Below are 25,352 nucleotides of genomic sequence, written 5' to 3'. Positions count from 1 at the left end.
CTTTAGCCACTGAGCCAAAAGTGAAAGGCCTCCGATTTCTCGGAGGCCTTTCACCTGCTTATTTGAAACTACTTCGAAGCGCTGACCGAATAGAACGTCGCCGCCCCAGCCTTGGCCATCGCCAGGACGCGTCCCGGAACGATACCGAGGATCAGCGTCGCAGCCACAGTGAGGAAGACACCGAGCAGCAGCGCGAAGCTGGGCCGCGGAATCTGGTTAAGCGGAGCCGCTTCGGACGGCTTCGAATAGAGAGCCGCGATCAGCCGCAGATAGTAGAAAGCGCCAATGCCGCTGTTCAGCAGGCCGATGATGCCCAGCCACAGGAATCCCGAGTGCAGGGCTGCAGAGAAGACATAGAACTTGCCGAAGAATCCGCCGGTGAAGGGGATGCCGATCAGCGACATCAGGAAGAAGGCCATCGCGCCGCCCATGACGGGAGCGCGGTAAGCCAGTCCGCGATAGTCTTCGATCAGCGTGAGGCGATCGTCGTATCCGCCCGCATAGCTGACCACGGCGAAGATGCCTACGTTCATGGCCGCGTAGGTGACGGCGTAGAAGCTGGCCGCCGCAATGCCGTCTGCCGAAAGAGCCGTGAAGGCCGCCAGCAGGTAGCCCGCGTGCGCGATTGAGGAGTACGCCAGCAGGCGCTTGACGTTGCGCTGGCGCAGCGCGCCAAGGTTGCCCACAGTCATCGAGAGCGCCGAGAGCCACCAGAGCAGCGGCACCCAGTACTCATGCAGCGTCGGCAGCGCGCCGTAGAGGATGCGCAGCAGAACCGCGAAGGCCGCGGCCTTGGGAGCGGTCGACATCAGGCCGACCACCGGGGAAGGCGAGCCTTCGTAAACGTCCGGCGTCCACACCTGGAAGGGAGCCGCCGAAACCTTGAAGCCGATGCCGATCAGGATCATGCCCAGTCCGGCGACTGCCAGGAGCGGCAGGTGGCTCGAGCCGAGACGGTCGGCAATCTGGCTGATCACGGTCGTGCCGGTTGCGCCGAAGAGCATCGCGATGCCGTAAAGGAAGAACGCTGTGGCGAAAGAGCCGAGCAGCAGGTACTTGATGCCGGCTTCCGGGCCCTTGGCGCTCTTGCGGCGGAAGGCCGCAAGAATGTAGGTCGAGATCGACGAGATCTCAAGGCCGATAAAGACCACCAGCAGTTCTACGGCCGAGGTCATGAACAGCATGCCTACAGCACCGAAGACAACCAGTCCAAAGTATTCGCCCAGCGTGTCCATCTCGCGCGGAGCCGAGCTGATGGCCGCAAGCAGCGACACCAGCACTATCGAGCAGATGAGCACGTGGAAGAAGACGCTGAAGGCATCCGTCTGGATGGTGCCGAAGTAAGCCGTTCCCACAGGCAGCTGATACTGCCAGAGGCTTGCGCCCAGCGCGGCCAGCGTGCCAAGCACGGAGAGCCATCCCATCGATTTACGGCTTGCCGACTTCGGCATCACCGGCTCGATCAGCATGATCAGAACGCCGGTAACCGTCAGAATCACTTCAGGGAGAATGCGAAAAATCTGGGGTACTGTATTCATCGCGTCTCCAGATAAGAAACAGTGTGTGCAGCAGTATCGGCCAGGTTGCTGACTGCGCCGTCAATCGCGCGCATCCAGTAGGGCGAAGCGACGCCCATCACCAGCATCAGGATCACGGCAGGCCACAGGGCAATCTGCTCGCGGAAGCCAAGATCGGGGAAGGAACGGTTGACTACCATCGTCGACTGCGGACCGTAGAAGATCCGCTGAACCATCCAGAGCATGTAGGCCGCGCCCAGGATCACGCCCAGCGTCGCGAAGGCGACCCACACTTCATGATGCGGGAAGCTGCCGCTCAGGATCAGGAACTCGCCCACGAAGCCGTTCAGGATCGGCAGGCCGACCAGCGACAACGAGGTGATAACGAACAGGGTGGCCATCCACGGCATCTTCGCCGCCAGGCCGCCGTACTGCGCCATGTCGTAGGTGCCGTAGCGCTCGTAGAGGAAGCCGGCCAGGATCAGGATCGCCGAGCCGGAGAGCCCGTGGTTCAGGATCTGGTAGACCGAGCCGTCGAGCCCTGCCAGCGCGAAGCAGAAGATGCCCAGCGTGCAGAAGCTCAGGTGGCTCAGGATGGAGTAGCCGATCAGGCGGCGCACATCCTTTTGTACCAGTGCAATCAGCGCGCCGTAGAGTACGCCGATCACGGAGAGCGCGATCATGTACGGAGCGACTTCCCGCGCCTGCGCAGGGAAGAGGCCCAGATTGAAGCGCAGGATCGAGTAGAGGCCCAGCTTGCCGGCGACAACCATCGCCATGGCGGTAGGAGCCTCGAAGATCGTGTCGCTCAGCCAGCCATGCAGCGGAAACACCGGAACCTTGACCGCGAAGGCGAAGAGGAACGCGGTTGAGATCCAGCAGAGTTCCTTTGCAGTCAGCAGCGAGTGGTTGGCGCTGAGCGCCGCCTGCAGCTGCACGAAGTCGAAGGTGCCCGTCTTCGAGTAAAGCCACAGGATCGCCACCAGGAAGAGCGCCGAAGGGATGAAGGTGTAGGTGAAGAACTTCAGCGCCGTGCGCGGACCGCGTTCCCGGCCGAACATGGCGATCAGGATCGCCATCGGGATCAGAGAAAGCTCCCAGAAGCCGTAGTAGAGGAACATGTCCAGCGAAACGAAGACGCCAATCATTGCCGTCTGCTGCAGCAGGAAGAGGAAGTAGTACTCCTTGGTGCGGCTTTTGATCGCTTTCCACGACGCCAGGGTGCCGAGCACGGACAGGAAGCCCGTCAGCACCACCAGCCACATCGAAATACCGTCTACGCCAAGGTGATACCGGATCGCAGGGTTCTGGATCCAGGAGTAATTCTCTTCAAACTGGAATCCGGTCTGGCCGTACACGTAATGAAAAGGCAGGTGTAACGTCAGGCCGAAGGTGACAAGCGATACAAGCAGGGTCCACCACTGTACGGCGCGGCCTTTGCGCGGCAGCAGTGTTACCACCACCGCGCCCGCGGCGGGCACGAGGGTGGTAAGCGTCAGGATAGAGTCGGTCAGCACTGATAGCGTCCTTATATCTCGGTTATCTCACGGAAAAGTGCGCTGTAAATCCGAAGTAAGTCACAACCAGCAGGACTGCCGCGCCAAAGGCGAGCCAGCCTGCATAGGAACGAATATTGCCGGACTGCACACGCTGCACCAGCGCGCCCAGACCCTGGGCCGTGCCGCCGGCAGCCATGCCTGCGCCGTCGATGATGCCGGTATCGATCAGTCCCTTCAGGACATAGCGCGAAACCAGCAGCAGCGGCGTAACGATCAGGCCTTCGTAAATCTCATCGATCCAGTACTTGTTCTCGAGCAGCCGGTGTACTGCGCTGAACTGCTGCGCCAGCTTCGCGGGAAGCTCAGGCTTCATGTAGTAGAAGTAGTGAGCCATGGCCCATCCGGCCAGTCCGACGAGAACCGAAAGCCCCGCCAGTGCAAGCTCCGGACCTTCACCCACGACACGCGATGCCGGGTCGAGTATCGGCCCGAGGAAATGGCCGATCTCGTTATGTCCCCACATACCTTCAGGAACGCCAAGGAAACCGCCAATCGCTGAAAGCACCGCCAGGATCATCAGCGGAACGGTCATCACCAGCGGGCTCTCATGGATACCATGCGAGTGACCGTGGCTGTGATCGTCATGCTTCGCTTCCGGCGTGCGGTTCTCACCGAAGAAGGTCATGTACCAGAGGCGGAACATGTAGAACGAGGTCAGGAAGGCGGTGACGAGTCCGACGAACCAGAGGATCTTGCCGCCGTTCGGCGAAATGAACGCCTGGTAGAGGATCTCGTCCTTCGAGAAGAAGCCGGCGAAAGGTGGAATGCCTGATATCGCTACTACGCCGACAGTCATCGTGACGAAAGTGATCGGAATCTTCTTCCAGAGGCCGCCCATCACGCGCATATCCTGCTCGCCGCTCACGGCATGGATCACCGAACCGGCTGCGAGGAAGAGCAGCGCCTTGAAGAAGGCGTGGGTCAGAACGTGGAAGAGCGCCGAGGAGTAAGCCGCAACGCCCAGCGCCATGACCATGTAGCCAAGCTGTGAGACGGTCGAGTAGGCCAGCACGCGCTTGATATCCGTCTGCACGATGCCGATCGTCGCCGCGAAGAATGCCGTCGCTGCGCCGATGATAGCCAGCGTGCTCAGCGCGAAGGGCGAACGGTCGAAGATGGCATGGGTGCGGGCGACCATGTAGATGCCCGCGGTGACCATCGTAGCCGCGTGAATCAGAGCGGAGACCGGCGTCGGGCCTTCCATCGCGTCCGGCAGCCAGATGTAAAGCGGAATCTGTGCCGATTTACCGGTAGCGCCCAGGATCAGGAAGAGCGCAATCACCGTGATGAAGCCGCCCTGCCACTCCGGATGCTGCGCCACGACTGCGAACACATCGTGGTAGCTCAGCGAGCCGAAGTGCGAAATCATCAGGAACATCGCCAGCAGGAAGCCGAAGTCGCCGATACGGTTGACGACAAAGGCCTTCTTACCGGCCTGTGCAGCCGAATCGCGCAGGAAGTAGAAGCCGATCAGCAGGTACGAAGCGAGACCCACACCCTCCCAGCCGACAAACATCAGCAGGAAGTTCTCCGCCAGCACCAGCGTGAGCATGAAGAACATGAAGAGGTTCAGATAGGCAAAGAACCGCCAGTATCCGTCTTCATGCGCCATGTAGCCGGTCGAGTAGACATGGATCAGGAAGCCTACGCCGGTAATGATAAGCAGCATGATCATCGTCAGTTGATCGAGCTGCAGTGCAAAGTCCGCGTGGAACGCCCCTCCCACGATCCATGAGCCCAGGTTTTCAACGTAGGGTTTGGAGATCGAGGAGAAGTGGAACCAGATATTCGCAACCTGCAGGAAGGGAATCAGGGTTGCGATCAAGGCAATGGCGCTTACCAGCGCCCGGGGCAGCTTGCGGCCCACCAGACCATTCACCAGGAATCCGGCGAAGGGAACAATCGGAATCAGCCAGAGATGTAGCGAATCGGTCATAGTTTCATCAGGTCGATCTTGTCGACGTCGAGAGTGTTCCGCGTACGGAAGATGGCAATGATGATGGCGAGGCCCACGGCAGCTTCCGCCGCGGCGACAACCATCACGAAGAATACGAAGATCTGTCCGCTCACCTGGTGCCAGTGGTGCGCAAAGGCAACAAAGCTCAGGTTCACGGCATTGAGCATGAGCTCAATCGACATGAAGATGGTGATGATGTTGCGCTTGATAAGGAACGCGGCAACACCGATCGAGAACAGGATCGCGCTCAGGACAAGGTAATAGGAGATCGGAACCAGCATGGGTTTAGTTCTCCTCCTTGCGGGCCAGCGCAACCGCGCCCAGGATCGCCACCAGAATCAGCACCGAGGTCACTTCGAAGGGCAGAAGCAGGTCGCGGAAGAGCACGTTGCTCAGGTCGCCGGTGCTCACAATGTAAGCGCCCAGCTCCGCGCTGCCCAGCTCGCGGCTGTTCGAAAGAAAGATATAGGCGAGCAGCGATACCAGGATCGCAGCGCCGGGAAAGCCAAGGGCATACGCGGCCTTGCTGCCGTGCGTGCGGTCTTCACGACCCGCATTCAGCAGCATGATGACAAAGGTAAACAGCACCATGATCGCGCCCGAATAGACGATCACCTGTGCGGCCGCCAGGAATTCCGCGCCAAGCAGCAGGTAGAGCACGGCCAGCGAGCTCATCACCACGATCAGCGACAGGGCGGAATTGATAGGGTGGCGCTGCAGCAGAAGGTTTAAGGCTCCTGCTACGCAAAGTCCACCGAAGATGAAGAACAGAACCAGATGCATGTCTTCAGTCACTCACTCGACAACACGGAACATTGCAGCAAATCAGGAAAAACCGAAGGATGATTGTAAATCACCCTAGGAAGCTCGAAATGCAAGCCACAGGCTCGTCGCGATGATGTTAAGAATGGCCACCGGCACAAGGAATTTCCAGCCGAAGCTCATCAGTTGGTCGTAGCGGAAGCGAGGCAAAGTGCCGCGCACCCAGATATAGAGAAAGAGGAAAAAGAAAACCTTGGCCACGAACCAGAAGATCGGCAGAATCGCCTGCACGATCGGGCCGCCGAAGTCCGGCAGCAGATGACCGAAGGGGCTCGACCAGCCGCCCAGGAAGAGCAGCGTCGCCACGCAACCGACAGTGATCATGTTCGCGTATTCAGCCATGAAGAACATGGCAAACTTCATCGAGCTGTACTCGGTGTGATAACCGGCCGTCAGTTCGCTTTCTGCTTCAGGAAGATCGAAAGGCGTACGGTTGGTTTCCGCGTAAGCAGCGGTCAGGTAGACGAAGAAGCCGATAATCTGCAGGCCGCCGAAGATATTCCACGAAGCCATGCCATGGGTCGACTGCACATCCACGATGTCGCGCAGACGCAGCGACTGCGAACGCAGCACCACGCCCACCAGCGAAAGGCCCAGCGCCAGCTCGTAGCTGATGACCTGCGCGCTCGCGCGCAGCGCGCCCAGCAGCGAATACTTGTTGTTCGACGACCAGCCGGAAAGCGCAATGCCGTAAACACCTACCGAAGTGATACCCAGCAGGATCAGCAGGCCGATGTTGACGTCGGAGATCTGGAAGAGCTGAACACCCTTGTAGTGGACATCCGGGCCGAAGGGAATCATCGAGATCGACATCAGCGCGCAGCTGAGCGCGATGATAGGAGCCAGGATGAACAGCGGGCGATAAACGCTCTCGGGAATCAGGTCTTCCTTGAGGAAGAGCTTGATGCCGTCAGCCAGCGGCTGCAGCAGGCCGAAAGGCCCCACGCGGCTGGGTCCCCAGCGGTTCTGGATGCGGCCGACGACCTTGCGCTCCAGCAGTACCGTGTAGGCGACAGCCGTCAGCAGGATCACCGTCACAACGGCGACCTTCAACACGCTCAGCAGTAAGAAAATCCAGATGCTAACTTCCACGAGGCCTTCCCAATAAAGTGCTTGTTACCGTTACGTTTTAATCGGCTGCCGTTTCGGCGATTTCAGTCGTCTTCGATGCAAGTACCTCTGCCAGCTTGTCGCTGTAGCGTCCCAGCGTACCCGAGGTATACAGTCCATCGTTCGCAGGCAGCACCAGGTCGCGGCGCGAACCGGTCGTATCGATCTGCACCAGTTCCGACTTCACATGTTCATCGTTGCCCGCCAGCAGGTTCAGGCGAGGAACGTTGTACGAAGGCACCAGTCGCTGGATCTCATCGAAGATCGCAAACGGATCGAACGGACTGAGCTTCGGCTCCAGGTGATTTGCCGAAAGCCATACCGCGTGGCGGTCGGCTTCACCCGACTGCGCGCCGCGCGACTGGCCGAAGTCAGCACGCACGCCCTTGCCGAAGGGAACCAGCTTCTTCGGATCGGCGCCCATCTTGTCCGCCAGGCGAACGATCAGCTCAAAGTCCGAACGCACACCGGCCTTATCCGCGGCCTTCTTCACCAGCTGCAGATCGCCGTAAGTATTGGTGATCGTGCCGGCCTTTTCGTAAGCATTCGCGGCCGGGAAGACAACATCGGCCAGAACCGCAGTCTCGGTCAGGAACATATCCTGAACCACGAGGAATGTGTTCTTGAGCGCCGAAGGATCGACGCCGTAACGCGCCACCGGGTTCGCTCCGACAACGTAAAGAGCGCCAATCTCGCCCGAGCCCGCCGCATCCAGCATCTGGACAAGGTCCAGACCTGGCTGCTTCGGCCACTCGATCCCGGTTTCTTCCGCAAACTTGTGTTCGGAGGCGACCGGAACATATCCCGGAAGCAGATCGGGCAGCAATCCCATATCCGCCGCGCCGCGCGAGTTCGAATAATCGCCCAGGCAGGCGAACTTCACATTCGGCATCGAGAGACCGAACTCCACCAGCGCCTGGATATCGCGTCCGCGGAATTCCGAACCGAATGCGATGACCAGCGACTCTTCTTTACGAAGTGCTTCGCGGAAATCGTTTGCGTCGTTGCCCGTGAAAGCGCCGTCATTTCCTGCCAGGTAGGAGATAAAGGATGCGTAGCCATCCTGCGGAAGCTCGACCGCGGCCTTGGCCTGGCGGCGCAGCTTGATCTCGCGATGGTTCGCGACGTAGAGGCGGGCACGGTTCTGGCGAACGTTGCTGCGAATCTGCCACGCCAGCGCCGGATGCTGCTCGGTAGGATCGTTGCCCAGCAGCAGCATCGCCGGCGCGCTGATGAAGTCGCGCAGCGAAGCCTCGCGGTTCGCCTTGCCCTTGAGAGCAGCAGCGAAGGCCGCATAATCCGCCGTGCGGTGATGATCGATATTGTTGGTGCCGAGCACGCCGCGCGCAAACTTCTGCAGCAGGTAGTTTTCTTCGTTAGTCGTGCGGTTCGAACCGATCACGCCAATCGCATTGCCGCCGCGGTTGCTGCGAACTTCATTCAACTTGTTCGCCGCGAAGGTCAGAGCCTCTTCCCAGCTCACCGGCGCCAGCTTGCCATCGGCCTGGCGGACGAGCGGAGTGGTCAGGCGATCGGTGCGGTTGGCAAAGTCGAAGGCGTAACGGCCCTTAATGCAGAGGAAGTCGTTGTTGATACCGCTCTTGTCGCGGTTGTCGCCGCGAACGATTTCCATGCCATCGTTCGAGCGCTTCACGCCCAGGGTTGTCTTGCAGCCGTCGCCGCAATGCGTGCAGACGGTGCCGACGTGGTTCATCTCCCACGGACGGGTCTTGTAACGGTAGGTATCGGAGGTCAGCGCGCCGACCGGGCAGATGTCGATGCACATGCCGCACTCTTCGCATCCCAGATGGTCGCCGCCATTCGGAGCGATCACGCTGGTCACGCCGCGGTTCTGTACGCCGAGCGCCCACACATCCATGCCTTCGCCGCAGACGCGCACGCAGCGGTAGCAGAGGATGCAGCGCGGACGGTCGAAGTACACCACCGGCGACCACTTCTGCTCCTCGCGGTGCTGCTTGGTCTCGATGTACTTGCTCTCGCCTGCGCCGTACTTGAAGGTCATGTCCTGCAGTTCGCACTCGCCGCCCGCATCGCACACCGGGCAGTCGAGAGGATGGTTGCCGAGCAGCAGCTCAAGCACCGCCTTACGCGACTGCTTGACCTCTTCGGTCTCGGTCTGCACCACCATGCCCTCGGCCACCGGAGTGGTACAGGCTGTCTGCAGCTTCGGCATCTTCTCGATGCGCACCACGCACATGCGGCAGGCTGCCTGCAGCGACAGGCCCGGGTAGTAACAGAACGCCGGAATCTCGATACCCGCCGTGCGGCAGGCATCGATTAGCAGCGTGCCCGCAGGGGCGGTAAGCTTCTTTCCATCGACAGTAAACGTTACGTCAGCCATTCAGAAAATCTCCCGGCGTTAACCTAGTGAAACCAGCGCCGCGTCATGCTCAGCCGGAGAAACCCCGGCATTGCCTCGTACGTACTCTTCAAACTCGTGCCGGAACTTCTTGATGAATCCGATCGTCGGCATCGCCGCCGCATCGCCAAGCGGGCAGAAGGTGCGGCCCATCATGTTCTCGGCAAGATACTTAATGTTGTCCAGATCCTTCTCGACGCCGCCACCCGCGTACACGCGGCCGATCGTCTTCTTCAGCCAGTCGGTTCCTTCACGGCAGGGAATGCACCAGCCGCAGCTTTCGTGCTGGTAGAAGCTGATAGTGCGCAGAGCAAACTCGACCATGCTGACCGTCTCGTCCAGAACGACAATGCCACCCGAGCCAAGCATCGTGCCCGCCTTGCCCATCTGGTCGAAGTCAAGACCAACATCCAGCTCATCGGCGGTCAGAACCGGGGTCGAAGAACCACCCGGAACCACAGCCTTCAGCTTCTTGCCGCCAAGAACACCGCCTGCGACCTCGTAAATGGCCTTCTTCAGGTTGTAGCCCATCGGCAATTCGTAAACGCCCGGCTTCTCCACATGTCCGCTGATGCCGAAGAGGCGGGTTCCGCCATTGCGTTCGGAGCCGACCTTGGCATAAGCCTCGCCACCCATCAGGAAGATGTGTGGCACGCTGGCAATGGTCTCGGCGTTGTTGATGACCGTCGGTCCGCCGTACAGTCCCACCACGGCAGGGAAGGGAGGCTTGATGCGCGGCACGCCACGCTTGCCTTCGAGCGACTCCATCAGCGCCGACTCTTCGCCTACTTCGTAAGCACCCGCGCCGGTCTGCGTGACAACCTCGAAGTCGATACCCGAGCCGAAGATGTTCTTGCCGAGATAGCCCTTTGCATACGCATCGGCCACGGCCTTTTCCATGATCTTCAGCAGGTAGCGATACTCGCCGCGCAGATAGATGAAGCCCATCTTCGCGCCGATGGCAAGACCGGCAATGATGGTGCCTTCAATGATCGCGTGCGGATCGTGCAGGAAGATCAGGTGGTCCTTGCAGGTGCCGGGTTCGCTTTCGTCGCCGTTCACCAGGACGTACTTGGGGCGATCCACGTTCTTCGGCACAAAAGACCACTTCAGCCCGGTCGGGAAGCCCGCGCCACCACGGCCGCGAAGGCCGGAGGCCTTCATCTCGTTGATGATGAACTCGGGGCCCTTTTCAATGCACAGCTGAGCGGCCTTGTAGCCGTCCAGCTCGACGTATTTGTCGATGTTCTCCGCACCCGTTCCAAAACGGCGGGAGATAATCCTTACTTCATCGGGATGTGAGACCAGCTTTGGCATGGTTACACCGTCACCTTTCCGCGTCCGGCCTGATAGTCATCGAGAACCTGGTCCATCTTCTCAACGGTCAGGTCGTCGTAGAAGTCGTAATTGACCTGTACGGCGGGAGCCCAGCAACAGGCGCCAATACACTCGACTTCTTCCAGTGAAAAGAGCCCGTCGGGCGTCACTTCCTTGTGCCCGATGCCCAGCCGTTTCTTGCAGTGCTCGAGAATGCCGTATCCGTTGCGCAGCATGCAGGAAATGTTCGTGCAGACCTGCACGTTGTATTTCCCCACGGGCTTGGTGCGCAGCATCGAGTAGTAGCTCAGCACGCTCTCGACGTCGTTGGTGCGAATATCCAGCCGGTCGGCAAGCTCGACAATCACTTCGGGCGAAATATAGCCAACCTCATCCTGCGAATACAGCAGCATGGGAACGAGCGCCGAACGCTTCACCGGATAGAGTGTCACCAGCCGGTCGAAGCGAGCTGCAAGCTCAGGTGAAAAGATCGTTCTTTTTTCCGTCGCCAACGCTTACTCCTCAAAAACCTTCGCGGTAAATGCCTCTGCCGCTACTTCCAGTTCCAGTTTGCCGTGCCGGTCGCTCAGTTTTACCTGGCTGTCCTCGCCCAGCGTGAAGTCGCCCTTCTCAAGCAGCCGTTCCGCTGCCGGATCGTCTTCGTACAGTGTCCAGCTTCCTTCGCCGGTCTTGCTGTTAAAGTCGATCGAAAGAATCTTGCCTTCGCTGCGCAGGCTCAGATGGCCATCTTCGCCGGCATCCACCAGCGCGCGGCCGGTCGGCCTGCCTATATCGTGCGCCGCCACATAAGAGCGAATCAGTGCGGCAAAGGAAATCCAAAGCTCTGCATACAGTCGGCTCGCGGCATCGTCGCTCACCCGCGGCCTTCTTTCTTCGCTACTTCCGCCGCAATCTCTTCCTTGGTCTTCGCAGCGGCGGCCTTCGTCTCTTCAAGTGCCGATACGCCGGGATAGCCCTTTAGCAGCTCTTCCAGTCCCCACCGCGCCACGCGATCGGCCAGGGGCAGATACTGCGCGGCCTGCGGATCGTCCACAAAAACCTTGTGAACATCCTTCGCCGGGCTGTCGATGATTCCCCAGTACCCACGCGTCAGGTTCAGCACTCCATGATGCAGAACAGCCGTCTGAGAGGGAACCACCTGCACCAGCGCGATAGAAGTGAACGCGTAAAAGATCGTGTCGCTGAATACATCCGCGGCAAACCTCAGATCGACGAGGCCGGCAGACACCGTAAGCTCATGGGGCTCCGCATCCGTGGAAACGGTGAAGCGCCCCGCAAACGGCTCCTCTGCTGTCAGTTCGAGAAACGCGCGCTTCAATTCAGGAAAGAAAGCCGCTGCGGCATGGGTGCGCGCCGCAAAGGCAGTCTTCTGCTCCTCGATCCACTCCGCATTTGTCGCGTTGGCAGTGCTCACCGGTCAATCTCCCCAAGCACGATGTCGATCGAGCCGATCACCGCCACCACGTCCGCGATCAGGCGGCCTGCGCACATGGTCTGCAGGGCCTGCAGTGTCGCAAATGAAGGATTGCGCATGTGTACACGGTACGGCTTGGCCGTTCCATCGCTGACGACGTAATAGCCCATCTCGCCGCGCGGCGATTCCACTCCCTGGTAGACCTGGCCTGCGGGAACCGTAAAGCCCTCGGTCACGATCTTGAAGTGGTAGATGAGCGATTCCATCTGGGTCTTCATCTGCTCGCGGTCCGGCAGTACGATCTTCGGCGCATTCGCCTTGATCGGACCTGACGGCATGCCGTCCAGAGCCTGCTGGCAGATCTTCACCGACTCGCGCATCTCGTCCAGGCGCACAACATAACGGGCCCAAACGTCGCAGTCGTTCGAAACCGGCACCTTGAACTGGAACTTCTCGTAGCTGGAGTACGGCATGTCGCGCCGCAGATCCCAGTCCACGCCCGAGGCGCGCAGCGGCGGCCCGGTTACGCCCAGCGCAATCGCGTCTTCGGCGGAAAGATGGCCAACACCCTTCAGGCGGCTTACCCAGATCGGATTGCCGGTCAGCAGGTTCTGGTACTGGTCGATCCTCTCCGGCATGATCTTGATCAGCTTCTGAATGCGATCGAAGAGGTCCAGCGGCGGTTCGAGCGACAGCCCGCCCACGCGGAAGTACGAAGTCATCATGCGCTGGCCGCTGACGGCCTCGAAGATGCGCAGGATCTCTTCGCGCTCGCGGAAGCAGTACAGGAAGACGGTCAGCGCGCCGATATCCATGGCGTGCGTGCCCAGCCAGACCAGGTGCGAGTTCAAGCGGGTCAGTTCATTGAAGAGCACGCGCATCCACTGCGCCCGCTCCGGGATTTCAAGCTCCAGGAGCTTCTCAACCGCCAGGCAGTAGGCCAGGTTGTTGGTCATCGGCGAGAGGTAGTCGATGCGGTCGGTCATCGGAACCACCTGCTGGTAGAACTTCGCCTCGCAAGTCTTCTCGATACCGGTGTGCAGATAGCCGATGTCGGGGACGACGTTGAGAACTGTCTCGCCATCGATCTCGACCACCAGGCGGAGCACGCCGTGGGTCGAGGGGTGCTGCGGGCCCATGTTGAGGACCATGGTGCGGTCCTTTGAGCCTTCCTCCGGACGCGCCTCAAGCAGCGTCGACGTGCCTACAAACTCTGAAAGATCGCCGGCCATTAGCGGTATCCCTCCACCGGGTAGTCCTTACGCAGGGGATGCCCTTTCCACTCGTCGGGCATCATGATGCGGCGCAGATTCGGGTGGCCATGGAAGCGGACACCGAAGAGGTCGAAGACCTCGCGCTCATAGAAGTTTGCCGACGGCCAGACAGGCACAATGCTGTCAATCGACGCATCGACGGAGTCGACCATCGAGATCAGCCGCAGCCGCTCCTTCAGCGAATGCGAAACGATGTGATAGGTCACCTGAAAGCGCGGTTCGCTCGGATACCAGTCCACGCAGGTCACATCTTCGAGAAAGTTGTAGCCGGCCTTCTGCACCACCTGGGCGGCGGCGCGAATCTGGTCGCGCGCAATCGTCAGGGTCAGTTCGTTACGGTCAAACTTTGCATCGGTGATAGCGCCGGGAAGGGAAGATTGAAGAGAGGCAATGGCCCTGTTCTCTGCGAGGGCCTCGAATACTTCGTCTTTACCAAGGGGGGTCGAGTTCATCTCGTTTATAAATCGGCCTTGTCCGATGCCCAGTCCAGAATGCCTTTTTTCATGATGTAGAAGAAGCCGACCAGCACGAAGCCGAGGTACACCAGCATCTCCCAGAAACCGAACATGTGTGAGCCGGTAATCGCCGGAAGCTTGCGGTAAATTACCGCCCACGGCAACATAAACACGGCTTCAACGTCAAACAGAATGAAAAGCATGGCGACCATGTAGAAGCGAACGGAGAAACGCCCGCGGGCATCGCCCTCGGCGGGGATTCCGCACTCATACGCTTCAAGCTTGGTCTTCGAATTGCGGTGACGGCCAATCAGCCACGACACCGTGGTCATACTGCACCCCATGCCGATCGCCACCAGGATCTGGAGAACGAGCGGAATGTAGTTCCAGCTGTAAGGATGGGATTGCATGCTGCTCATTTCCCCCAAGGAAAATACGCCGAACACCTACCCTTTGAACTCTAGTTTTTCGACTGTCAAGAGTCAAGTAATGAAACGCCTTGAGAGGCTGCCGAATAGCGGCAAACCCTGCATCTCAAGGGCGTAAACTTTATCGCGGAGACAAACATGGCAGCCAAATGTACACACCTCGATCACATCCATAACGTTCACCCGAAAACCAACGGCTGCGAAGAATGCCTCAAGATGGGCGACACCTGGGTCCACCTGCGCCTTTGCATGGAGTGCGGACATGTCGGCTGCTGCGACTCCTCGAAAAACAAGCACGCGACCAAGCATTTTCACACCACCCACCACCCCATCATGCGCTCGATCGAGCCCGGAGAAGACTGGGGATGGTGTTTTGTCGATCAGCTGGAATTAATGTTCAAGTAATTCACCAGCCGGTCGATCTCTATATTGGCAGCGCACTTCTACAAGAAGTTGTCATTTCGAGCAAGTGAGGAATCTGCGTATCGCAGCCGGAAAAGCCGGGTTGTTCTATTTTGAAACACATTCCCATCTTGATCTAAAGCCTTGAGCGGCAGCGCCGATAGACGAATCATGGAGGAATACATCCATGGGCCCACCTGTCGTTGACGCTGCCTTCACTCCGCCCGTTCTTAAAATCGTTTCTCATCGACCTGAACGACTTCAGGTCGTCGACTTTTACGAGGAAAACCCCGTGGGATCTTTCCGCGGTGTTGCCTTAGCCCTGATTTTCACCCTCGTGCTGGCGATGGCCAGCCTGGGCGGTTGGATCATCTGGAAACTGCTGCACTGATCCTCAGCCTCGTTCTCTCGACTGCGCAAAAGGCTCTGTACAGAATGGCCCGGTCCGCTCAAAGGACCGGGCCATTCTGCTGGTAAATTCAGATCATGAACATCGTCATCAACGGAGAGCCGCGTGACTTCGCCGAGCTTCCGGACAAGGCAACTGTAGCCGATCTCGTCTCCGCCCTGAATCTCAAAGGCGACCGCGTAGCCATCGAGCAAAACGGAGATATCGTACCCCGCCCCAGATGGGCAGAAACCCCGCTTAACACCGGCGATAAGTTAGAGATCGTACACTTCGTAGGCGGCGGCAGCCGCTAACAACAGACGCCTTCAAACCCATCTCAATCCGACACAAAAAGGGTGCCCCATCCAAGCTCCGCTTGGGTGGGAAAGCATGACACTCATGAAGCTCAAACCACCAAAATGCCGTGTCGAAAATCTCGACCCTCTTGTGTGTCAAAACAAATAATCGGGTTTGTTCTGATGGCCCCAGGCTACGACATCGAATCGGAAAGCAGCGCCAGGCTTTGAAGAAAAAGCGAGCCGTGAAGTTACTCCGTCATGCCAACCTATAACAACAACTTTGTTGAAGATAGATACTGTTGATGCAGGGAGTTGAAAGTCGAAGATTAAGTTGGTGGGTTGGGATGTCGCGTGCGTAGGGCGACTATCTCTATATATCGTTGATTAAATCGTACTTATTAAATCAAAACTACTCGCCCCGCGTTCCAACCCGCGAAGCCACTACCAAAACTCCGACAAACACCAGTCCCGCCGGAATCCCCAGCACAAGAATCGCCCTTTGCAATCCCTTGCGAGCATGCGGAGCAGACCCCGCAGTCGAGTCCCGGCACAGGCTGCATCCCTGCGCGAAGCAAACTCCCGGAGCAATTAGAAAGAGGGCCAGAATGGCCCGGCAAAGAATCTTCACTGGAAATAGGCTAGCAGCACGAACAGGAAAATCCAGAAGATACCCATTGTGTGCCAGTACCAGGCGGTGCAGTCGACCACGATCTGCCGCAGCTCCACTCGCTTGAGGGTGAAGAGCGCGCCCAATGCGGCTGCGAGGGCCACGATGCCGAGAACGAGGTGCAATCCGTGCGTGCCCGTGATCAGGTAGAAGAAGTGGCTGCTCGGGTCGGGAGAGTTGAAGTGGAAGCCCTGCTGCGTGAGCTGTCCCCAGGCGATCCACTGGCCGATGACGAAGAGGACGCCCAAAACCACCGTTACTACCATCCAGGGAGCCGCGCGTTTGACTGCTGGCCGCCCCAGCCCCAGCCATTCCTCCATGACGTCAATCTCGCGGAAGAGCTGCCGCCGGGCAATCTCCATGGTGAGACTGCTTAGCAGCAGGATGGCGGTGTTAACCCATAGAATCGGAGGCACCGCGATCGGGTGCCAGTCGGAGACGTAGTTTTCTCTCGCATCGAAGTGCCCGGCGCTCTGCCGGACGAAGAAGGCGCTGACCAGCGCCACGAAGAACATCAGGTCACCCGCCAGGGCAAAAAGCACGCCCAGCCGGTAGCGGCTCAGCAGCTCGCGGGGGCCGCGGCGGCCGGATGGCCGGTTATCCCAGTTATCTCCGTCGCCTCCACCACCTGTAGGACGCCGATCAACTGGTGGTTTGCCACCGATACCGGTATGCTTCCGTTCAATCTCGACGTTTTTCGGAGTGAAAGTGGCGGGCATGGGAGTTCCCCAATCACAGAAAGATTACTCCTGTTTCGATGCGGATTCCCACTGCGGACGAAACATACTTTCTGTTCCGCCGTTTTCATATTCGTATGGGCCGCGTTCGATACGCCGCCGAGGAATCTCCGGCGCCCACTCGAGGGTGGTTGCCTGCCACGGGTTTTCGGTCGCCCGCTCACCGCGTTTCGCGCTCGCGAAGAGATTCCAGAGAAACAACAGCTGCGCTGCCCCTAGCAGGATTGCCGACCAGGTTATGCCGCGTTCATTGGGCAGAATTTCGCTGAAGGAGACGACCGGCCCCGCCAGCCGCTCGTAGTGGCGGGGCTCCCCGGCGAGTCCGGAAATGTGCATCGGCAGAAAAGTGCCGTAAGCCGCGATCAGGGAGATCCAGAAATGCAGTTTGCCCAGCAGATCGTTCATCATGCGCCCGGTCATCAGCGGAAACCAGTAGTAGATCCCGGCGAAGACCGAGAAGACCCCGGCCATGGCCATAATGAGGTGGAAGTGCGCGACAACAAAGAAGGTATTGTGCAGGTAAGTATCCAGCGCGGGCTGCGCCAGAATCGGTCCAGTGAGCCCGCCGGCGATGAAAAATGACAGGAAGCCCAGCGCAAAGAGCATCGGAGTGGTCAGCCGCAGGCCGCCGCCCCAGAGGGTAGAAAGCCAGCCGATGACCTCGACGGTACTCGGTACCGCGATGGCCATCGTAGTGAGCGCAAAGGCTGTTCCAGCATAGGGATTCATGCCGCTTACGAACATGTGGTGACCCCACACCAGAAGTCCCAGCCCGCCGATGGCAACCAGCATTGCCGCCATGACCTTGTATCCCGCCACGCGCCGCCGGGTGAAGTTGGCAAAAAGCGAAGTCGCCAGCCCCATTCCGGGCAGGATGGCGATGTAGACCTCCGGGTGGCCAAAAAACCAGAAAAGATGCAGCCAAAGCAGGGGAGAGCCATCGCCGCGACCGACCACGTGGCCATTCACTACATCGTTCAGCGGGACGAAGAAGCTTGAGCCGAAATGCCGGTCGGAGAAGAGCAGCACTGCTGCTGCCAGCAGTACGCTGAAAACCAGAAGGGTCAGGATCGACGTCGTCAGCCAGGCCCATACCGTCAGGGGAAGCCGCGACCAGGTCATTCCCGCGCCACGCTCGCCGAGAATCGTCGCCAGCAGGTTCACCGCCCCCAGCCACGCCGCCACGCAGAAGATGCCAATGCTCAACAGCCACAGGTCCATGCCTGTACCCTGTCCTGGTCCGGCGGAAGCGATCGCGCTCAGCGGAGGATAGCTAGCCCAGCCTGAGAGCGGCGCACCCGACGGCAGAGCAAAAGCGGAGATCAAAATGGTAAAAGCCAATGCCATTAACCAGAAGGAAATGGCATTGAGGCGCGGAAAGGCCATGTGCCGCGCCCCAATCTGGCCGGGTAGAACCAGGCTGGCAAAACCATTTTGTGGAGCCACCGTCAGCACGAAAAAGACCATCAGGGTGCCGTGCATCGTCACCAACGCAAGGTAGTCCTCGGGTTTCATAAGCCCCAGCAGCGGAAGCGGCGTATCCGGCCAGATGCGATGCACGCGCATTAGCAGGGAGAGCAGCGTGCCGGTCGCCACCGCGGCCAGTGAGAGCAGCAGGTAGAGCACGCCAAGCGAACGGTGATCGGTGGTAAACAGCTTTCTCATGGGCGACTTACGCCTCCAGCCAATCCGGCCTGCCGCAGATGCTCACGCACTCCCAGCCACTCGGTGAACTGCTTTTCGGGGACGACCAGCAGGCGAGCCTGCATTCGCGCGTGCCCCAGGCCGCAGACCTGGCTGCAGAGGATCGAATAAGTCCCCGGTGTCTGCGGGGTGAAGTGCACATGCAGAATCATGCCGGGCACGGCGTTTTCCTTGAGCCTCATGCCTGGGATGAACAAGCCGTGGATGACGTCGAGTGACCGCAGCCGCAGATCGACCTCGCGCCCGGCAGGCAAAACCAGCAGGCTCGAAACCACGTCGTCCTTCGATGCCGGATCGGCCGGATCCAGCCCCAGCGGATTGCCCGATGCGGCATCCACAAGCTGCGAACGCACCGCGCCAAAGGTCGCGTCGGTTCCCGGATAGCGGAAGTACCACTGGAACTGTGCGCCGGTGACTTCCACCTGCATCGCTTCCGGAGCGGGACCGGCAAACTGGCTGTTCGCCCAGAGCCGCTGTGCCGCAATGCCCGTCCAGATGTAAAGCACGCCGAAGACAGCAATCATCGCCCAGCGAAGGGCTGCAGGCAGGCCGTTCCCGCGGGGCTTCCGCCGCAGCATCACGACAATGATCCATACCTGAGCCAGCGCAAAGACAATGGCGAAGGCAATAAGGTTGTAAAGAAGTAGCCGGTCGATCCGCGCGCCTTCAAGCGACCCGTTGAAAGGCGCCCACGGCATCCGCGCCTGCAGAAGAAGACCCGGATGCATCGTCATAGCAGGCTAGGCGCGGGCCGCGTGTTCGCGCACGCGATCGACAAAGTAACGGTGGACGAGGCGGTCGGAAGAAAGTTCAGGGTGGAAGGTCGCGGCAAGGATGTTCCCCTGCGAGACCAGGACCGGGAAGCCATCGCGTTCAGCGAGGATCTCGACGTCTGGTCCAGTCTTCACGATACGGGGTGCACGAATATAAACCAGCTCCATAAGGCCAAGCTTCGTCTCTGCGTTTTCGATCACGCTATCGATCTGCCGTCCATAAGCGTTGCGCTCGACGGTGGCATCGAGCACCCCCAGGCTGGGCTGCGCGGGGTGCAGCACTTCTTTCGCCAGCAGGATGCAGCCGGCGCAGGTGCCGAAGGTCGGACTCGTCTTTACGAACTGTTGGAGGGAGTCGAGAAAGTTTGCGCGCTCCAGCAGCTTCAGGAAGGTCGTCGATTCGCCTCCGGGAAGCACCAGCCCGTCGAGCCCGGCAAGCTGCTCCGGTTTGCGAACGAGAACCGGTTCAGCGCCAGCATCGCGCAGCGCATCCGCATGCGCTGCGAAGTCGCCCTGGATTGCGAGTACTCCGATGCGAGGAGTTGTTGACTGTTCCGTATCGGCCAACGATCAAACCTTTCTTGCAAGTGTTGCAGGAAATGCATCCCTCAGGGGCTAAAGCCCCTATGTTTTTGCGGGCACTATGGCACGGCTGAAGCCGTGCCCTTTCACAAAGCCGTTGCTCCAAGCGGCATACGTTTCGCAGGCCCTTGCGCGGGTAAAGGTATGTCCTTTCGAAACTGCGTGCTGTAAGCCCAGTGTGTCTCGCGGGCCTTCTCGCGATCGCACGGCGAAAGCCGCGCCCTTTCAAACACCGTCGAAATCAAAGGAGCGCGCCAACGGCGCGCCCCATACCTTAGGTCAGCCAGGAAAGGCGGCGAAGCCGCGCCCGCCCGAATGGCAATTCACCAGCCGCGGGTTTGCAAGAGTTCCTTTTCTTCGAGGGCTGCTGCTGCCAGGCCTTTCATTGATCCGGTGACCTGCTCGCTGGCTTCAGCCAGGATCTTCGGGTCGTCGAAGTGCGTGGTCGCGGTGACGATTGCCTTGGCTCGTGAAACAGCTTCTTCGCGTTCTTCGCGATTGCGCGGCTCGCCCTTTTCGTTCAGCTCCACGTCGAGCGGGGTGGCGCGTTCCTTCATGAAGATGCCCGAGCCGACGAAGACCGATTCCGCACCCAGCTGCATCATCAGCGCGGCGTCGGCGGGGGTGGCGATGCCGCCTGCCGAGAAGTTCGGAACGGGCAGCTTGCCGGTCTTCGCGACCATGCGGATCAGCTCATAGGGAGCCTTGTATTCCTTGGCGGCCACGTAGAGTTCCTGGTCGCTGAGCACGGTCAGCCCCTTCATCTCGCGCACGATCTGGCGCATGTGCTGGACTGCGTGCACAACGTCGCCGGTGCCGGCTTCGCCCTTGGTGCGGATCATGGCCGCGCCTTCGGTGATGCGGCGCAACGCTTCGCCCAGGTCGCGGGCTCCGCAGACGAAAGGCGTGGTGAATGCGTGCTTGTCGATGTGGTGGACTTCGTCAGCCGGTGTCAGCACTTCGCTCTCGTCGATGAAGTCGACGCCCAGCGCCTGCAGAATCTGCGCTTCGGCAAAGTGGCCGATGCGGGCCTTGGCCATGACCGGAATCGAGACGGAGGCGATGATTTCCTTGATGAGGCTGGGCTTGGCCATACGGGCCACGCCACCCTCGGCGCGAATCATGGCAGGCACGCGCTCGAGCGCCATCACCGCCACAGCGCCGGCTTCCTCGGCAATCTTTGCCTGCTCGACGTTCATCACGTCCATGATGACGCCGCCCTTCAGCATTTCTGCGAGTCCGGTCTTCAGGCGCAGACCGTTTCCGTTGCTCGACTGACTGGCGTTGCTCATATCTCTGTCCCTCTCATCCTGTGGCCCTCAAATACAAGGCCCGAAACCTCAGTTTATCAGCTTTCGGTACTGTCTTCGCAGCCAGTTAGCCGCATGGAAATGGCTTAAGGACGGGTCGCTTCGGCCTGTAATTCCAGACGCGTTTGAGACGAGCCTGGAGGCGGATTATCTCGTGGCACATCCCAGGAATGCAGAGGCGCCTTCTCCCATACGCTTGCTCCTGCTGCTTGCCGGGGTTGTCGTCGCCTTGAACGTTTCGCATGATCCTTTCGCCAATGTGATCCAAATCAATTGCGCGTCATATGTCGCCCTGCTACTTTTTGCATCCAGGTAAACAGATGGCCACATCGATCAGCAAACGGCATGTTCCCTCCCTTGACGGTGTTAGAGGTCTTGCGGCGCTCGCTGTTTTCACTTTCCACTACGGCGGAGGTGCCCGCTCCAGCCATCTTCTCGTTCAATCGATGGGGCACGCCATAAGATTTGGAGCAGCCGGAGTTCCGCTCTTCTTCGTCCTCTCCGGATTTCTGATCACCGGAATTCTGTGGGACGGCTACGGGCGCCATGGCTGGTGGCGGAACTTCTTCGCCCGGCGGTCTCTGCGCATCTTCCCGCTTTATTACGCCGTGATGTGCCTGGCTGTCGTGGCGAGCATCCTGTTGGGCGACTCATGGGCGCAGACAAAGTCGCTCTGGCCGTATTTCCTCTACCTTCAGAGCGTGCCATTCGACTGGTTCGTCATGGGACCGGCTCCTACGCACCTGAAGTTCTACCACCTCTGGAGCCTTGCAGTGGAAGAGCAGTTTTACCTGCTGTGGCCATTCATGCTCTGGCCCTTCCGCAACCGGATACGTTCGGCACAGTGGCTGTGCATCGTCATCTGGGCGTCGTCCCTTGTATTTCGTGTCTGGACAGGGCATACCGGGGTTCCACAATGGGGTTATGACGTTCCAGCGAACGCTGGCGAATTGTCGATGGGGAGCTGGCTCGCCCTCGCGATGCGCGAGTCAGAGCAGAAACGCGAGAGAATCCTGCGATTCGCACCAGCGGTTCTTGGGGTCGCACTGGCCGGCGCCTGCGTGGATGCCTGGCTCGGGCGGGCGCACGTGGAGGGCGGTCTTTACCCCTTTCCCTCTACGGCCGCCGGCCTTTCCATTTATGCCATTTTATTCACTAGCCTGATCGCGCTATGCCTCCGGCCCGGTCTTGTTTCGAAGATTTTCAGCTTCGCTCCCCTGCGCGGGGCTGGGAAAATCAGTTACGGCATCTACATCTTTCATGTGGCCCTGATGCCGTTCTACTACTGGCTTCTGTCTCCACTCGCAGACCGGATCGGCCATAACGCCTTCCTGGGTGTGCGTTTCTGCGTCGCGCTTTTCCTTACACTTTGCATCGCGACCCTATCCTTCTACCTGTTTGAGAGTAAGGTTGGCAGTCTGAAGCGCTACTTCCCGTCGGCGGCCAGCGTTCCTCCCGCCGTCGCCGACGTGGTGCCGCCACCGTTATCGGCGACTCAAACCATGGCGAGTTAAGGGTTTACCGTGTGCTCCCCGCCCTGATGACTCCTGCATTGGGCGAAGGGTTTCACGGCGATTTTCTTCTCCAGGGCTGGTCCGATGACCCGCCAATAATTTATTTTGCTCTCCGCGCTCGATTCGGGTTATTGTTATATGAATTTCCCCGAGTTATACAGAATGTCGGTCCCTTCGGGGGCGTGTGCGTTTATGTCGATGCGATTTCTTCTGGCCGGCTATGCGACGGCTATTCTCGCTGTCATGCTCTCCTGCGCGATTGCAGGGCGCGGCGTCCGCCGTATGCGCGGTCTCAACTGGCTCATGGCCGCACTGGGGTCAGCATTCGTCGGCGTGGTTCTGATCGCCGCTCGTTCGCATATCTCCAATTTCTTTTCGATCGTTGTCGCAAATGTCTTTATCTTCGGCTATTACGCCTTGCTGCATCAGGCACTTGCCGATCTGCTGGAGAGAGATCTCAGGGTGCGCCGTCTCGGTCTTGGACTGGCGGTTTTTCTCGCCGGCGCGTTCTACCTTTATGGCTGCCATACCGATCAGCTGCAGGTGCGGATTGTCATCGTCTGCGCCGTCGTGGCGATCCAGGCGGGAGCCAGCCTGATTCTTGTGCTCGGTCATGAGGATGAGGCGCTCCGCTATCAGCTCCGTTCCGTCGGCTCGCTGCTGCTGGCAGTCCTGGTCTTCCAGGTCGGCCGCGCCATCATTACGCTTGTCTGGTCGCCCGGTTCCGACTTTCTGCAACCCAACCAGCTGCATGCCTTCATGGGCTTCCTGTACTGCATTCTTGCCCTCGCCATCGTAGGAGCCATTATCTGGCTGGGGGTGTCCCTGCAGCAGCGGGAGCTTGAACGGCTGGCCAACACGGACGCACTCACCGGGCTGCTGAACCGCAGGGCCTTCGATCGCATTGTGAAGCAGGAGCTCGCAGGTGCCATGCTCGAGCCCGAGAGCGTATGCCTGGTCCTGCTCGACCTGGACTACTTCAAATCGATCAACGACACGCACGGGCACCAGGTCGGCGACGAGGTTATCCGCCAGGTAGGCCGTTTGCTGGGCGCCTGTACGCGCTCGACGGACTACGTGGCCCGGTATGGCGGAGAAGAATTTGCCATGCTGCTTACGCGCATCAATCGCCCCCGCGCCGAAGCCGCAGCCGAGCGCCTGCGTTGCGCCATCTCATCGATCTCGGGTCTGCCTGAGGAGATTCACACCACCGCCAGCTTCGGTATCGCGATGAACAGGGCGGGGGAAAACCTGCACTCGTTTTTCGCCCGCAGCGACGAGGCGCTCTATCTTTCCAAGCGCTCGGGCCGCAACCGGGTACAGGTGCATACCGGCCTTCTGAAGCCGGCTCTGGTCTATACTGAGAGCTGATTATGGCTTCAGTATCGGCACAGCCCGAGTCCTCCAGCAGAACCTTTTACATCGAGACTTTTGGCTGCCAGATGAATGCCCATGACTCGGAAAAGGTCATCGGCACGCTGGTTCAGCAGGGCTATACCCAGGTTGAAGAAGAAGAGGCAGCCGAGCTGATCCTCTATAACACCTGCTCGATTCGCGACAAGGCGGAGCAGAAGGTCTTCAACCGTCTCAACGACTACAAGAAGCTCTATAAGCAGGGCAAGCGCTTTGCCGTGCTCGGATGTGTCGCCCAGCAGGAGGGCGAGAAGATCTTCGAGCGCGCTCCGTATGTCTCGATCGTTTCGGGCTCGGCCTCGTACAACCGTCTTCCGCAGATGCTCACGCAGCTCCAGGCTGGCGGACAGCGCATCACCGGCCTCGACGACCGTCAGACAGAAGAGACATTCGAAACCGAGTTCACTGCCCGCTCCAACCCGCATCGCGGATATATCACCATCATCGAGGGCTGCGATAAATTCTGCGCCTACTGCGTGGTGCCGTACACGCGTGGCAAGGAGCGCAGCCGTACGTCGACATCGGTTCTGGCCGAAGCCCGCAAGATGGCAGACGCTGGATACACCGAGATTCAGCTGCTCGGGCAGAACGTGAACTCTTATCTCGATCCTGAAGAAAAGAAAAGCTTTGCGGAGTTGCTAGCCGCAGTTGGGGAAGTGGCTGGCATTCGCCGCGTCCGCTTCACGACCTCCCATCCGCGCCACTTCAGCCGCGATATCGTCGAGGCCATCGACGCCGTGCCGTCCCTCTGCGATCACGTGCACCTGCCGGTGCAGAGCGGCTCGTCGCGTGTGCTTGGCATGATGAACCGCGAGTACAGCCGCGAGCAGTATCTCGAACGCATCAGCTGGATCAAGGCGGCGAAGCGGCCGATCAGCCTTACGACCGACATGATTGTCGGCTTTCCCGGAGAAACTCCGGAAGACTTCGAAGACACGGTGTCGCTGCTCGGCGAAGTTCAATACGATGGCGTCTTCGGCTTCAAGTACTCGCCACGCCCCAACACGCCCGCAATCTCTATGGCTGATTCAATCGCCGAAGAGGAAAAATCACTTCGCCTGCAGTTGCTCTTCGACCGGCAGCGCGAAATTCAGCGAATCAACTACGCGAAGCATGTAGGCGAGACGCTTGAAGTCATGGTCGAAGGCTATAATTCAGCCCGCGGACAGGTCATCGGCCGCACGTCGCAGAACAAGACGCTGAACTTTACGACCAGCTTGCCCATCTATCCTGCTCAAGGCAGCTACGTTCCGGTACGTGTGACACAGAGCTATCCCAACAGCCTGGTCGGCGAAGCCGTTTAAGAGAG

Annotated in this window: 25 protein-coding genes; 6 read left to right on the top strand and 19 right to left on the bottom strand. The window is 59.5% G+C overall.

What is annotated here, in order from left to right:
- Positions 1-68 precede the first annotated feature (68 nt).
- The 14 genes from LJD29_RS02460 to LJD29_RS02395 all read right to left on the bottom strand — a co-directional run bounded on the left by LJD29_RS02460 (position 69) and on the right by LJD29_RS02395 (position 14,236).
- Positions 69-1,538 (bottom strand): NADH-quinone oxidoreductase subunit N, encoded by a 1,470-nt coding sequence (locus LJD29_RS02460; RefSeq protein WP_446744171.1) that lies wholly within the window; start codon positions 1,536-1,538, stop codon positions 69-71.
- Positions 1,535-3,034 (bottom strand): complex I subunit 4 family protein, encoded by a 1,500-nt coding sequence (locus LJD29_RS02455; RefSeq protein ID WP_446744170.1) that lies wholly within the window; start codon positions 3,032-3,034, stop codon positions 1,535-1,537. Before LJD29_RS02455 ends, LJD29_RS02460 begins: the two co-directional genes overlap by 4 nt.
- A gap of 22 nt (positions 3,035-3,056) precedes the next feature.
- Positions 3,057-5,012 (bottom strand): NADH-quinone oxidoreductase subunit L, encoded by a 1,956-nt coding sequence (gene nuoL / locus LJD29_RS02450; protein WP_446744169.1) that lies wholly within the window; start codon positions 5,010-5,012, stop codon positions 3,057-3,059.
- Positions 5,009-5,314 carry an NADH-quinone oxidoreductase subunit NuoK gene (nuoK, locus tag LJD29_RS02445; protein ID WP_512701059.1) on the bottom strand — a complete coding sequence of 102 codons (306 nt, stop codon included), beginning with the start codon at positions 5,312-5,314 and terminating at the stop codon, positions 5,009-5,011. Before nuoK ends, nuoL begins: the two co-directional genes overlap by 4 nt.
- 4 nt (positions 5,315-5,318) lie before the next feature.
- Positions 5,319-5,816, bottom strand: a complete 498-nt coding sequence (locus LJD29_RS02440; RefSeq protein WP_446744168.1) for an NADH-quinone oxidoreductase subunit J family protein — start codon at positions 5,814-5,816, stop codon at positions 5,319-5,321.
- Positions 5,817-5,891: 75 nt separating this feature from the next.
- Complete coding sequence (gene nuoH, locus LJD29_RS02435; protein ID WP_446744167.1) at positions 5,892-6,947, bottom strand: NADH-quinone oxidoreductase subunit NuoH; 1,056 nt, start codon at positions 6,945-6,947, stop codon at positions 5,892-5,894.
- A 37-nt stretch (positions 6,948-6,984) separates the two neighbouring features.
- Positions 6,985-9,327, bottom strand: coding sequence for an NADH-quinone oxidoreductase subunit NuoG (gene nuoG, locus LJD29_RS02430; RefSeq protein WP_446744166.1), 2,343 nt, complete (start codon positions 9,325-9,327; stop codon positions 6,985-6,987).
- Positions 9,328-9,345: 18 nt separating this feature from the next.
- Entirely contained in the window at positions 9,346-10,662 is a 1,317-nt protein-coding gene (gene nuoF, locus LJD29_RS02425) for an NADH-quinone oxidoreductase subunit NuoF (protein WP_446744165.1), read from the bottom strand.
- Positions 10,663-10,664: 2 nt separating this feature from the next.
- On the bottom strand, positions 10,665-11,174 hold the full coding sequence (locus LJD29_RS02420) for an NADH-quinone oxidoreductase subunit NuoE family protein (RefSeq protein ID WP_446744164.1): 510 nt from the start codon (positions 11,172-11,174) through the stop codon (positions 10,665-10,667).
- A 3-nt stretch (positions 11,175-11,177) separates the two neighbouring features.
- The gene (locus tag LJD29_RS02415; RefSeq protein ID WP_446744163.1) at positions 11,178-11,540 is read right to left on the bottom strand and encodes a hypothetical protein; all 363 of its coding nucleotides are present in this window, start codon (positions 11,538-11,540) and stop codon (positions 11,178-11,180) included.
- Positions 11,537-12,097: a hypothetical protein gene (locus LJD29_RS02410; RefSeq protein ID WP_446744162.1), complete on the bottom strand. Its 561-nt coding sequence runs from the start codon at positions 12,095-12,097 to the stop codon at positions 11,537-11,539. The genes LJD29_RS02415 and LJD29_RS02410 overlap by 4 nt, the downstream gene beginning before the upstream one ends.
- Complete coding sequence (gene nuoD, locus LJD29_RS02405; RefSeq protein ID WP_512701058.1) at positions 12,094-13,329, bottom strand: NADH dehydrogenase (quinone) subunit D; 1,236 nt, start codon at positions 13,327-13,329, stop codon at positions 12,094-12,096. Before nuoD ends, LJD29_RS02410 begins: the two co-directional genes overlap by 4 nt.
- Positions 13,329-13,823 carry an NADH-quinone oxidoreductase subunit C gene (locus LJD29_RS02400; RefSeq protein ID WP_446744161.1) on the bottom strand — a complete coding sequence of 165 codons (495 nt, stop codon included), beginning with the start codon at positions 13,821-13,823 and terminating at the stop codon, positions 13,329-13,331. Before LJD29_RS02400 ends, nuoD begins: the two co-directional genes overlap by 1 nt.
- Before the next feature lie 5 nt (positions 13,824-13,828).
- The gene (locus tag LJD29_RS02395; protein WP_446744160.1) at positions 13,829-14,236 is read right to left on the bottom strand and encodes an NADH-quinone oxidoreductase subunit A; all 408 of its coding nucleotides are present in this window, start codon (positions 14,234-14,236) and stop codon (positions 13,829-13,831) included.
- A gap of 156 nt (positions 14,237-14,392) precedes the next feature.
- Between LJD29_RS02395 and LJD29_RS02390 the strand changes: the two genes are divergently transcribed.
- The 3 genes from LJD29_RS02390 to thiS all read left to right on the top strand — a co-directional run bounded on the left by LJD29_RS02390 (position 14,393) and on the right by thiS (position 15,358).
- A complete protein-coding gene (locus tag LJD29_RS02390; protein ID WP_446744159.1) occupies positions 14,393-14,659 on the top strand; it encodes a UBP-type zinc finger domain-containing protein in 267 nt (88 codons plus the stop codon).
- 184 nt (positions 14,660-14,843) lie between these two features.
- The gene (locus LJD29_RS02385; RefSeq protein WP_446744158.1) at positions 14,844-15,047 is read left to right on the top strand and encodes a hypothetical protein; all 204 of its coding nucleotides are present in this window, start codon (positions 14,844-14,846) and stop codon (positions 15,045-15,047) included.
- A 95-nt stretch (positions 15,048-15,142) separates the two neighbouring features.
- Positions 15,143-15,358, top strand: a complete 216-nt coding sequence (gene thiS, locus LJD29_RS02380; RefSeq protein ID WP_446744157.1) for a sulfur carrier protein ThiS — start codon at positions 15,143-15,145, stop codon at positions 15,356-15,358.
- Between the two features lie 609 nt (positions 15,359-15,967).
- Here the strand turns inward: thiS and LJD29_RS02375 are convergent.
- The 5 genes from LJD29_RS02375 to pdxS form a co-directional block, all read right to left on the bottom strand.
- Entirely contained in the window at positions 15,968-16,729 is a 762-nt protein-coding gene (locus tag LJD29_RS02375; protein WP_446744156.1) for a cytochrome c oxidase subunit 3, read from the bottom strand.
- Positions 16,730-16,753: 24 nt separating this feature from the next.
- On the bottom strand, positions 16,754-18,412 hold the full coding sequence (locus tag LJD29_RS02370) for a cytochrome c oxidase subunit I (protein WP_446744155.1): 1,659 nt from the start codon (positions 18,410-18,412) through the stop codon (positions 16,754-16,756).
- Complete coding sequence (locus LJD29_RS02365) at positions 18,409-19,149, bottom strand: cytochrome c oxidase subunit II (protein WP_446744154.1); 741 nt, start codon at positions 19,147-19,149, stop codon at positions 18,409-18,411. The genes LJD29_RS02370 and LJD29_RS02365 overlap by 4 nt, the downstream gene beginning before the upstream one ends.
- A 42-nt stretch (positions 19,150-19,191) precedes the next feature.
- Positions 19,192-19,791: a pyridoxal 5'-phosphate synthase glutaminase subunit PdxT gene (gene pdxT, locus LJD29_RS02360; protein WP_446744153.1), complete on the bottom strand. Its 600-nt coding sequence runs from the start codon at positions 19,789-19,791 to the stop codon at positions 19,192-19,194.
- A gap of 338 nt (positions 19,792-20,129) precedes the next feature.
- Positions 20,130-21,098, bottom strand: a complete 969-nt coding sequence (pdxS, locus tag LJD29_RS02355; RefSeq protein WP_446744152.1) for a pyridoxal 5'-phosphate synthase lyase subunit PdxS — start codon at positions 21,096-21,098, stop codon at positions 20,130-20,132.
- A 338-nt stretch (positions 21,099-21,436) separates the two neighbouring features.
- Here pdxS and LJD29_RS02350 point away from each other — a divergent pair, with 338 nt between their 5' ends.
- From LJD29_RS02350 to miaB, 3 genes are all read left to right on the top strand, one after another.
- Positions 21,437-22,630 (top strand): acyltransferase family protein, encoded by a 1,194-nt coding sequence (locus tag LJD29_RS02350; RefSeq protein ID WP_446744151.1) that lies wholly within the window; start codon positions 21,437-21,439, stop codon positions 22,628-22,630.
- 192 nt (positions 22,631-22,822) lie between these two features.
- Positions 22,823-24,001: a GGDEF domain-containing protein gene (locus LJD29_RS02345; RefSeq protein WP_446744150.1), complete on the top strand. Its 1,179-nt coding sequence runs from the start codon at positions 22,823-22,825 to the stop codon at positions 23,999-24,001.
- Positions 24,002-24,003: 2 nt separating this feature from the next.
- Positions 24,004-25,347 carry a tRNA (N6-isopentenyl adenosine(37)-C2)-methylthiotransferase MiaB gene (miaB, locus tag LJD29_RS02340; protein WP_446744149.1) on the top strand — a complete coding sequence of 448 codons (1,344 nt, stop codon included), beginning with the start codon at positions 24,004-24,006 and terminating at the stop codon, positions 25,345-25,347.
- Positions 25,348-25,352: the final 5 nt, after the last annotated feature.

The organism is Silvibacterium acidisoli, assembly GCA_022870745.1.
In the GTDB taxonomy this organism is placed as follows: Bacteria; Acidobacteriota; Terriglobia; order Terriglobales; family Acidobacteriaceae; genus Silvibacterium.
Note: the sequence above shows the minus strand (reverse complement) of the source record. Positions and strands in the feature narration are given on the sequence as shown.

Excerpts from the sequence above, each read along its gene's own strand:
- LJD29_RS02385 (WP_446744158.1), top strand. The coding sequence starts at position 14,844 with ATGGGCCCACCTGTCGTTGACGCTGCCTTCACTCCGCCCGTTCTTAAA.
- pdxS (WP_446744152.1), bottom strand. The coding sequence starts at position 21,098 with ATGAGCAACGCCAGTCAGTCGAGCAACGGAAACGGTCTGCGCCTGAAG.
- LJD29_RS02365 (WP_446744154.1), bottom strand. The coding sequence starts at position 19,149 with ATGCCGTGGGCGCCTTTCAACGGGTCGCTTGAAGGCGCGCGGATCGAC.
- nuoG (WP_446744166.1), bottom strand. The coding sequence starts at position 9,327 with ATGGCTGACGTAACGTTTACTGTCGATGGAAAGAAGCTTACCGCCCCT.
- LJD29_RS02440 (WP_446744168.1), bottom strand. The coding sequence starts at position 5,816 with ATGCATCTGGTTCTGTTCTTCATCTTCGGTGGACTTTGCGTAGCAGGA.
- LJD29_RS02370 (WP_446744155.1), bottom strand. The coding sequence starts at position 18,412 with ATGAGAAAGCTGTTTACCACCGATCACCGTTCGCTTGGCGTGCTCTAC.
- LJD29_RS02390 (WP_446744159.1), top strand. The coding sequence starts at position 14,393 with ATGGCAGCCAAATGTACACACCTCGATCACATCCATAACGTTCACCCG.
- nuoL (WP_446744169.1), bottom strand. The coding sequence starts at position 5,012 with ATGACCGATTCGCTACATCTCTGGCTGATTCCGATTGTTCCCTTCGCC.
- LJD29_RS02395 (WP_446744160.1), bottom strand. The coding sequence starts at position 14,236 with ATGCAATCCCATCCTTACAGCTGGAACTACATTCCGCTCGTTCTCCAG.
- thiS (WP_446744157.1), top strand. The coding sequence starts at position 15,143 with ATGAACATCGTCATCAACGGAGAGCCGCGTGACTTCGCCGAGCTTCCG.
- nuoF (WP_446744165.1), bottom strand. The coding sequence starts at position 10,662 with ATGCCAAAGCTGGTCTCACATCCCGATGAAGTAAGGATTATCTCCCGC.
- LJD29_RS02350 (WP_446744151.1), top strand. The coding sequence starts at position 21,437 with ATGGCCACATCGATCAGCAAACGGCATGTTCCCTCCCTTGACGGTGTT.
- nuoD (WP_512701058.1), bottom strand. The coding sequence starts at position 13,329 with ATGGCCGGCGATCTTTCAGAGTTTGTAGGCACGTCGACGCTGCTTGAG.
- LJD29_RS02375 (WP_446744156.1), bottom strand. The coding sequence starts at position 16,729 with ATGCCCGCCACTTTCACTCCGAAAAACGTCGAGATTGAACGGAAGCAT.
- LJD29_RS02460 (WP_446744171.1), bottom strand. The coding sequence starts at position 1,538 with ATGAATACAGTACCCCAGATTTTTCGCATTCTCCCTGAAGTGATTCTG.
- LJD29_RS02345 (WP_446744150.1), top strand. The coding sequence starts at position 22,823 with ATGTCGATGCGATTTCTTCTGGCCGGCTATGCGACGGCTATTCTCGCT.
- LJD29_RS02400 (WP_446744161.1), bottom strand. The coding sequence starts at position 13,823 with ATGAACTCGACCCCCCTTGGTAAAGACGAAGTATTCGAGGCCCTCGCA.
- nuoK (WP_512701059.1), bottom strand. The coding sequence starts at position 5,314 with ATGCTGGTTCCGATCTCCTATTACCTTGTCCTGAGCGCGATCCTGTTC.
- miaB (WP_446744149.1), top strand. The coding sequence starts at position 24,004 with ATGGCTTCAGTATCGGCACAGCCCGAGTCCTCCAGCAGAACCTTTTAC.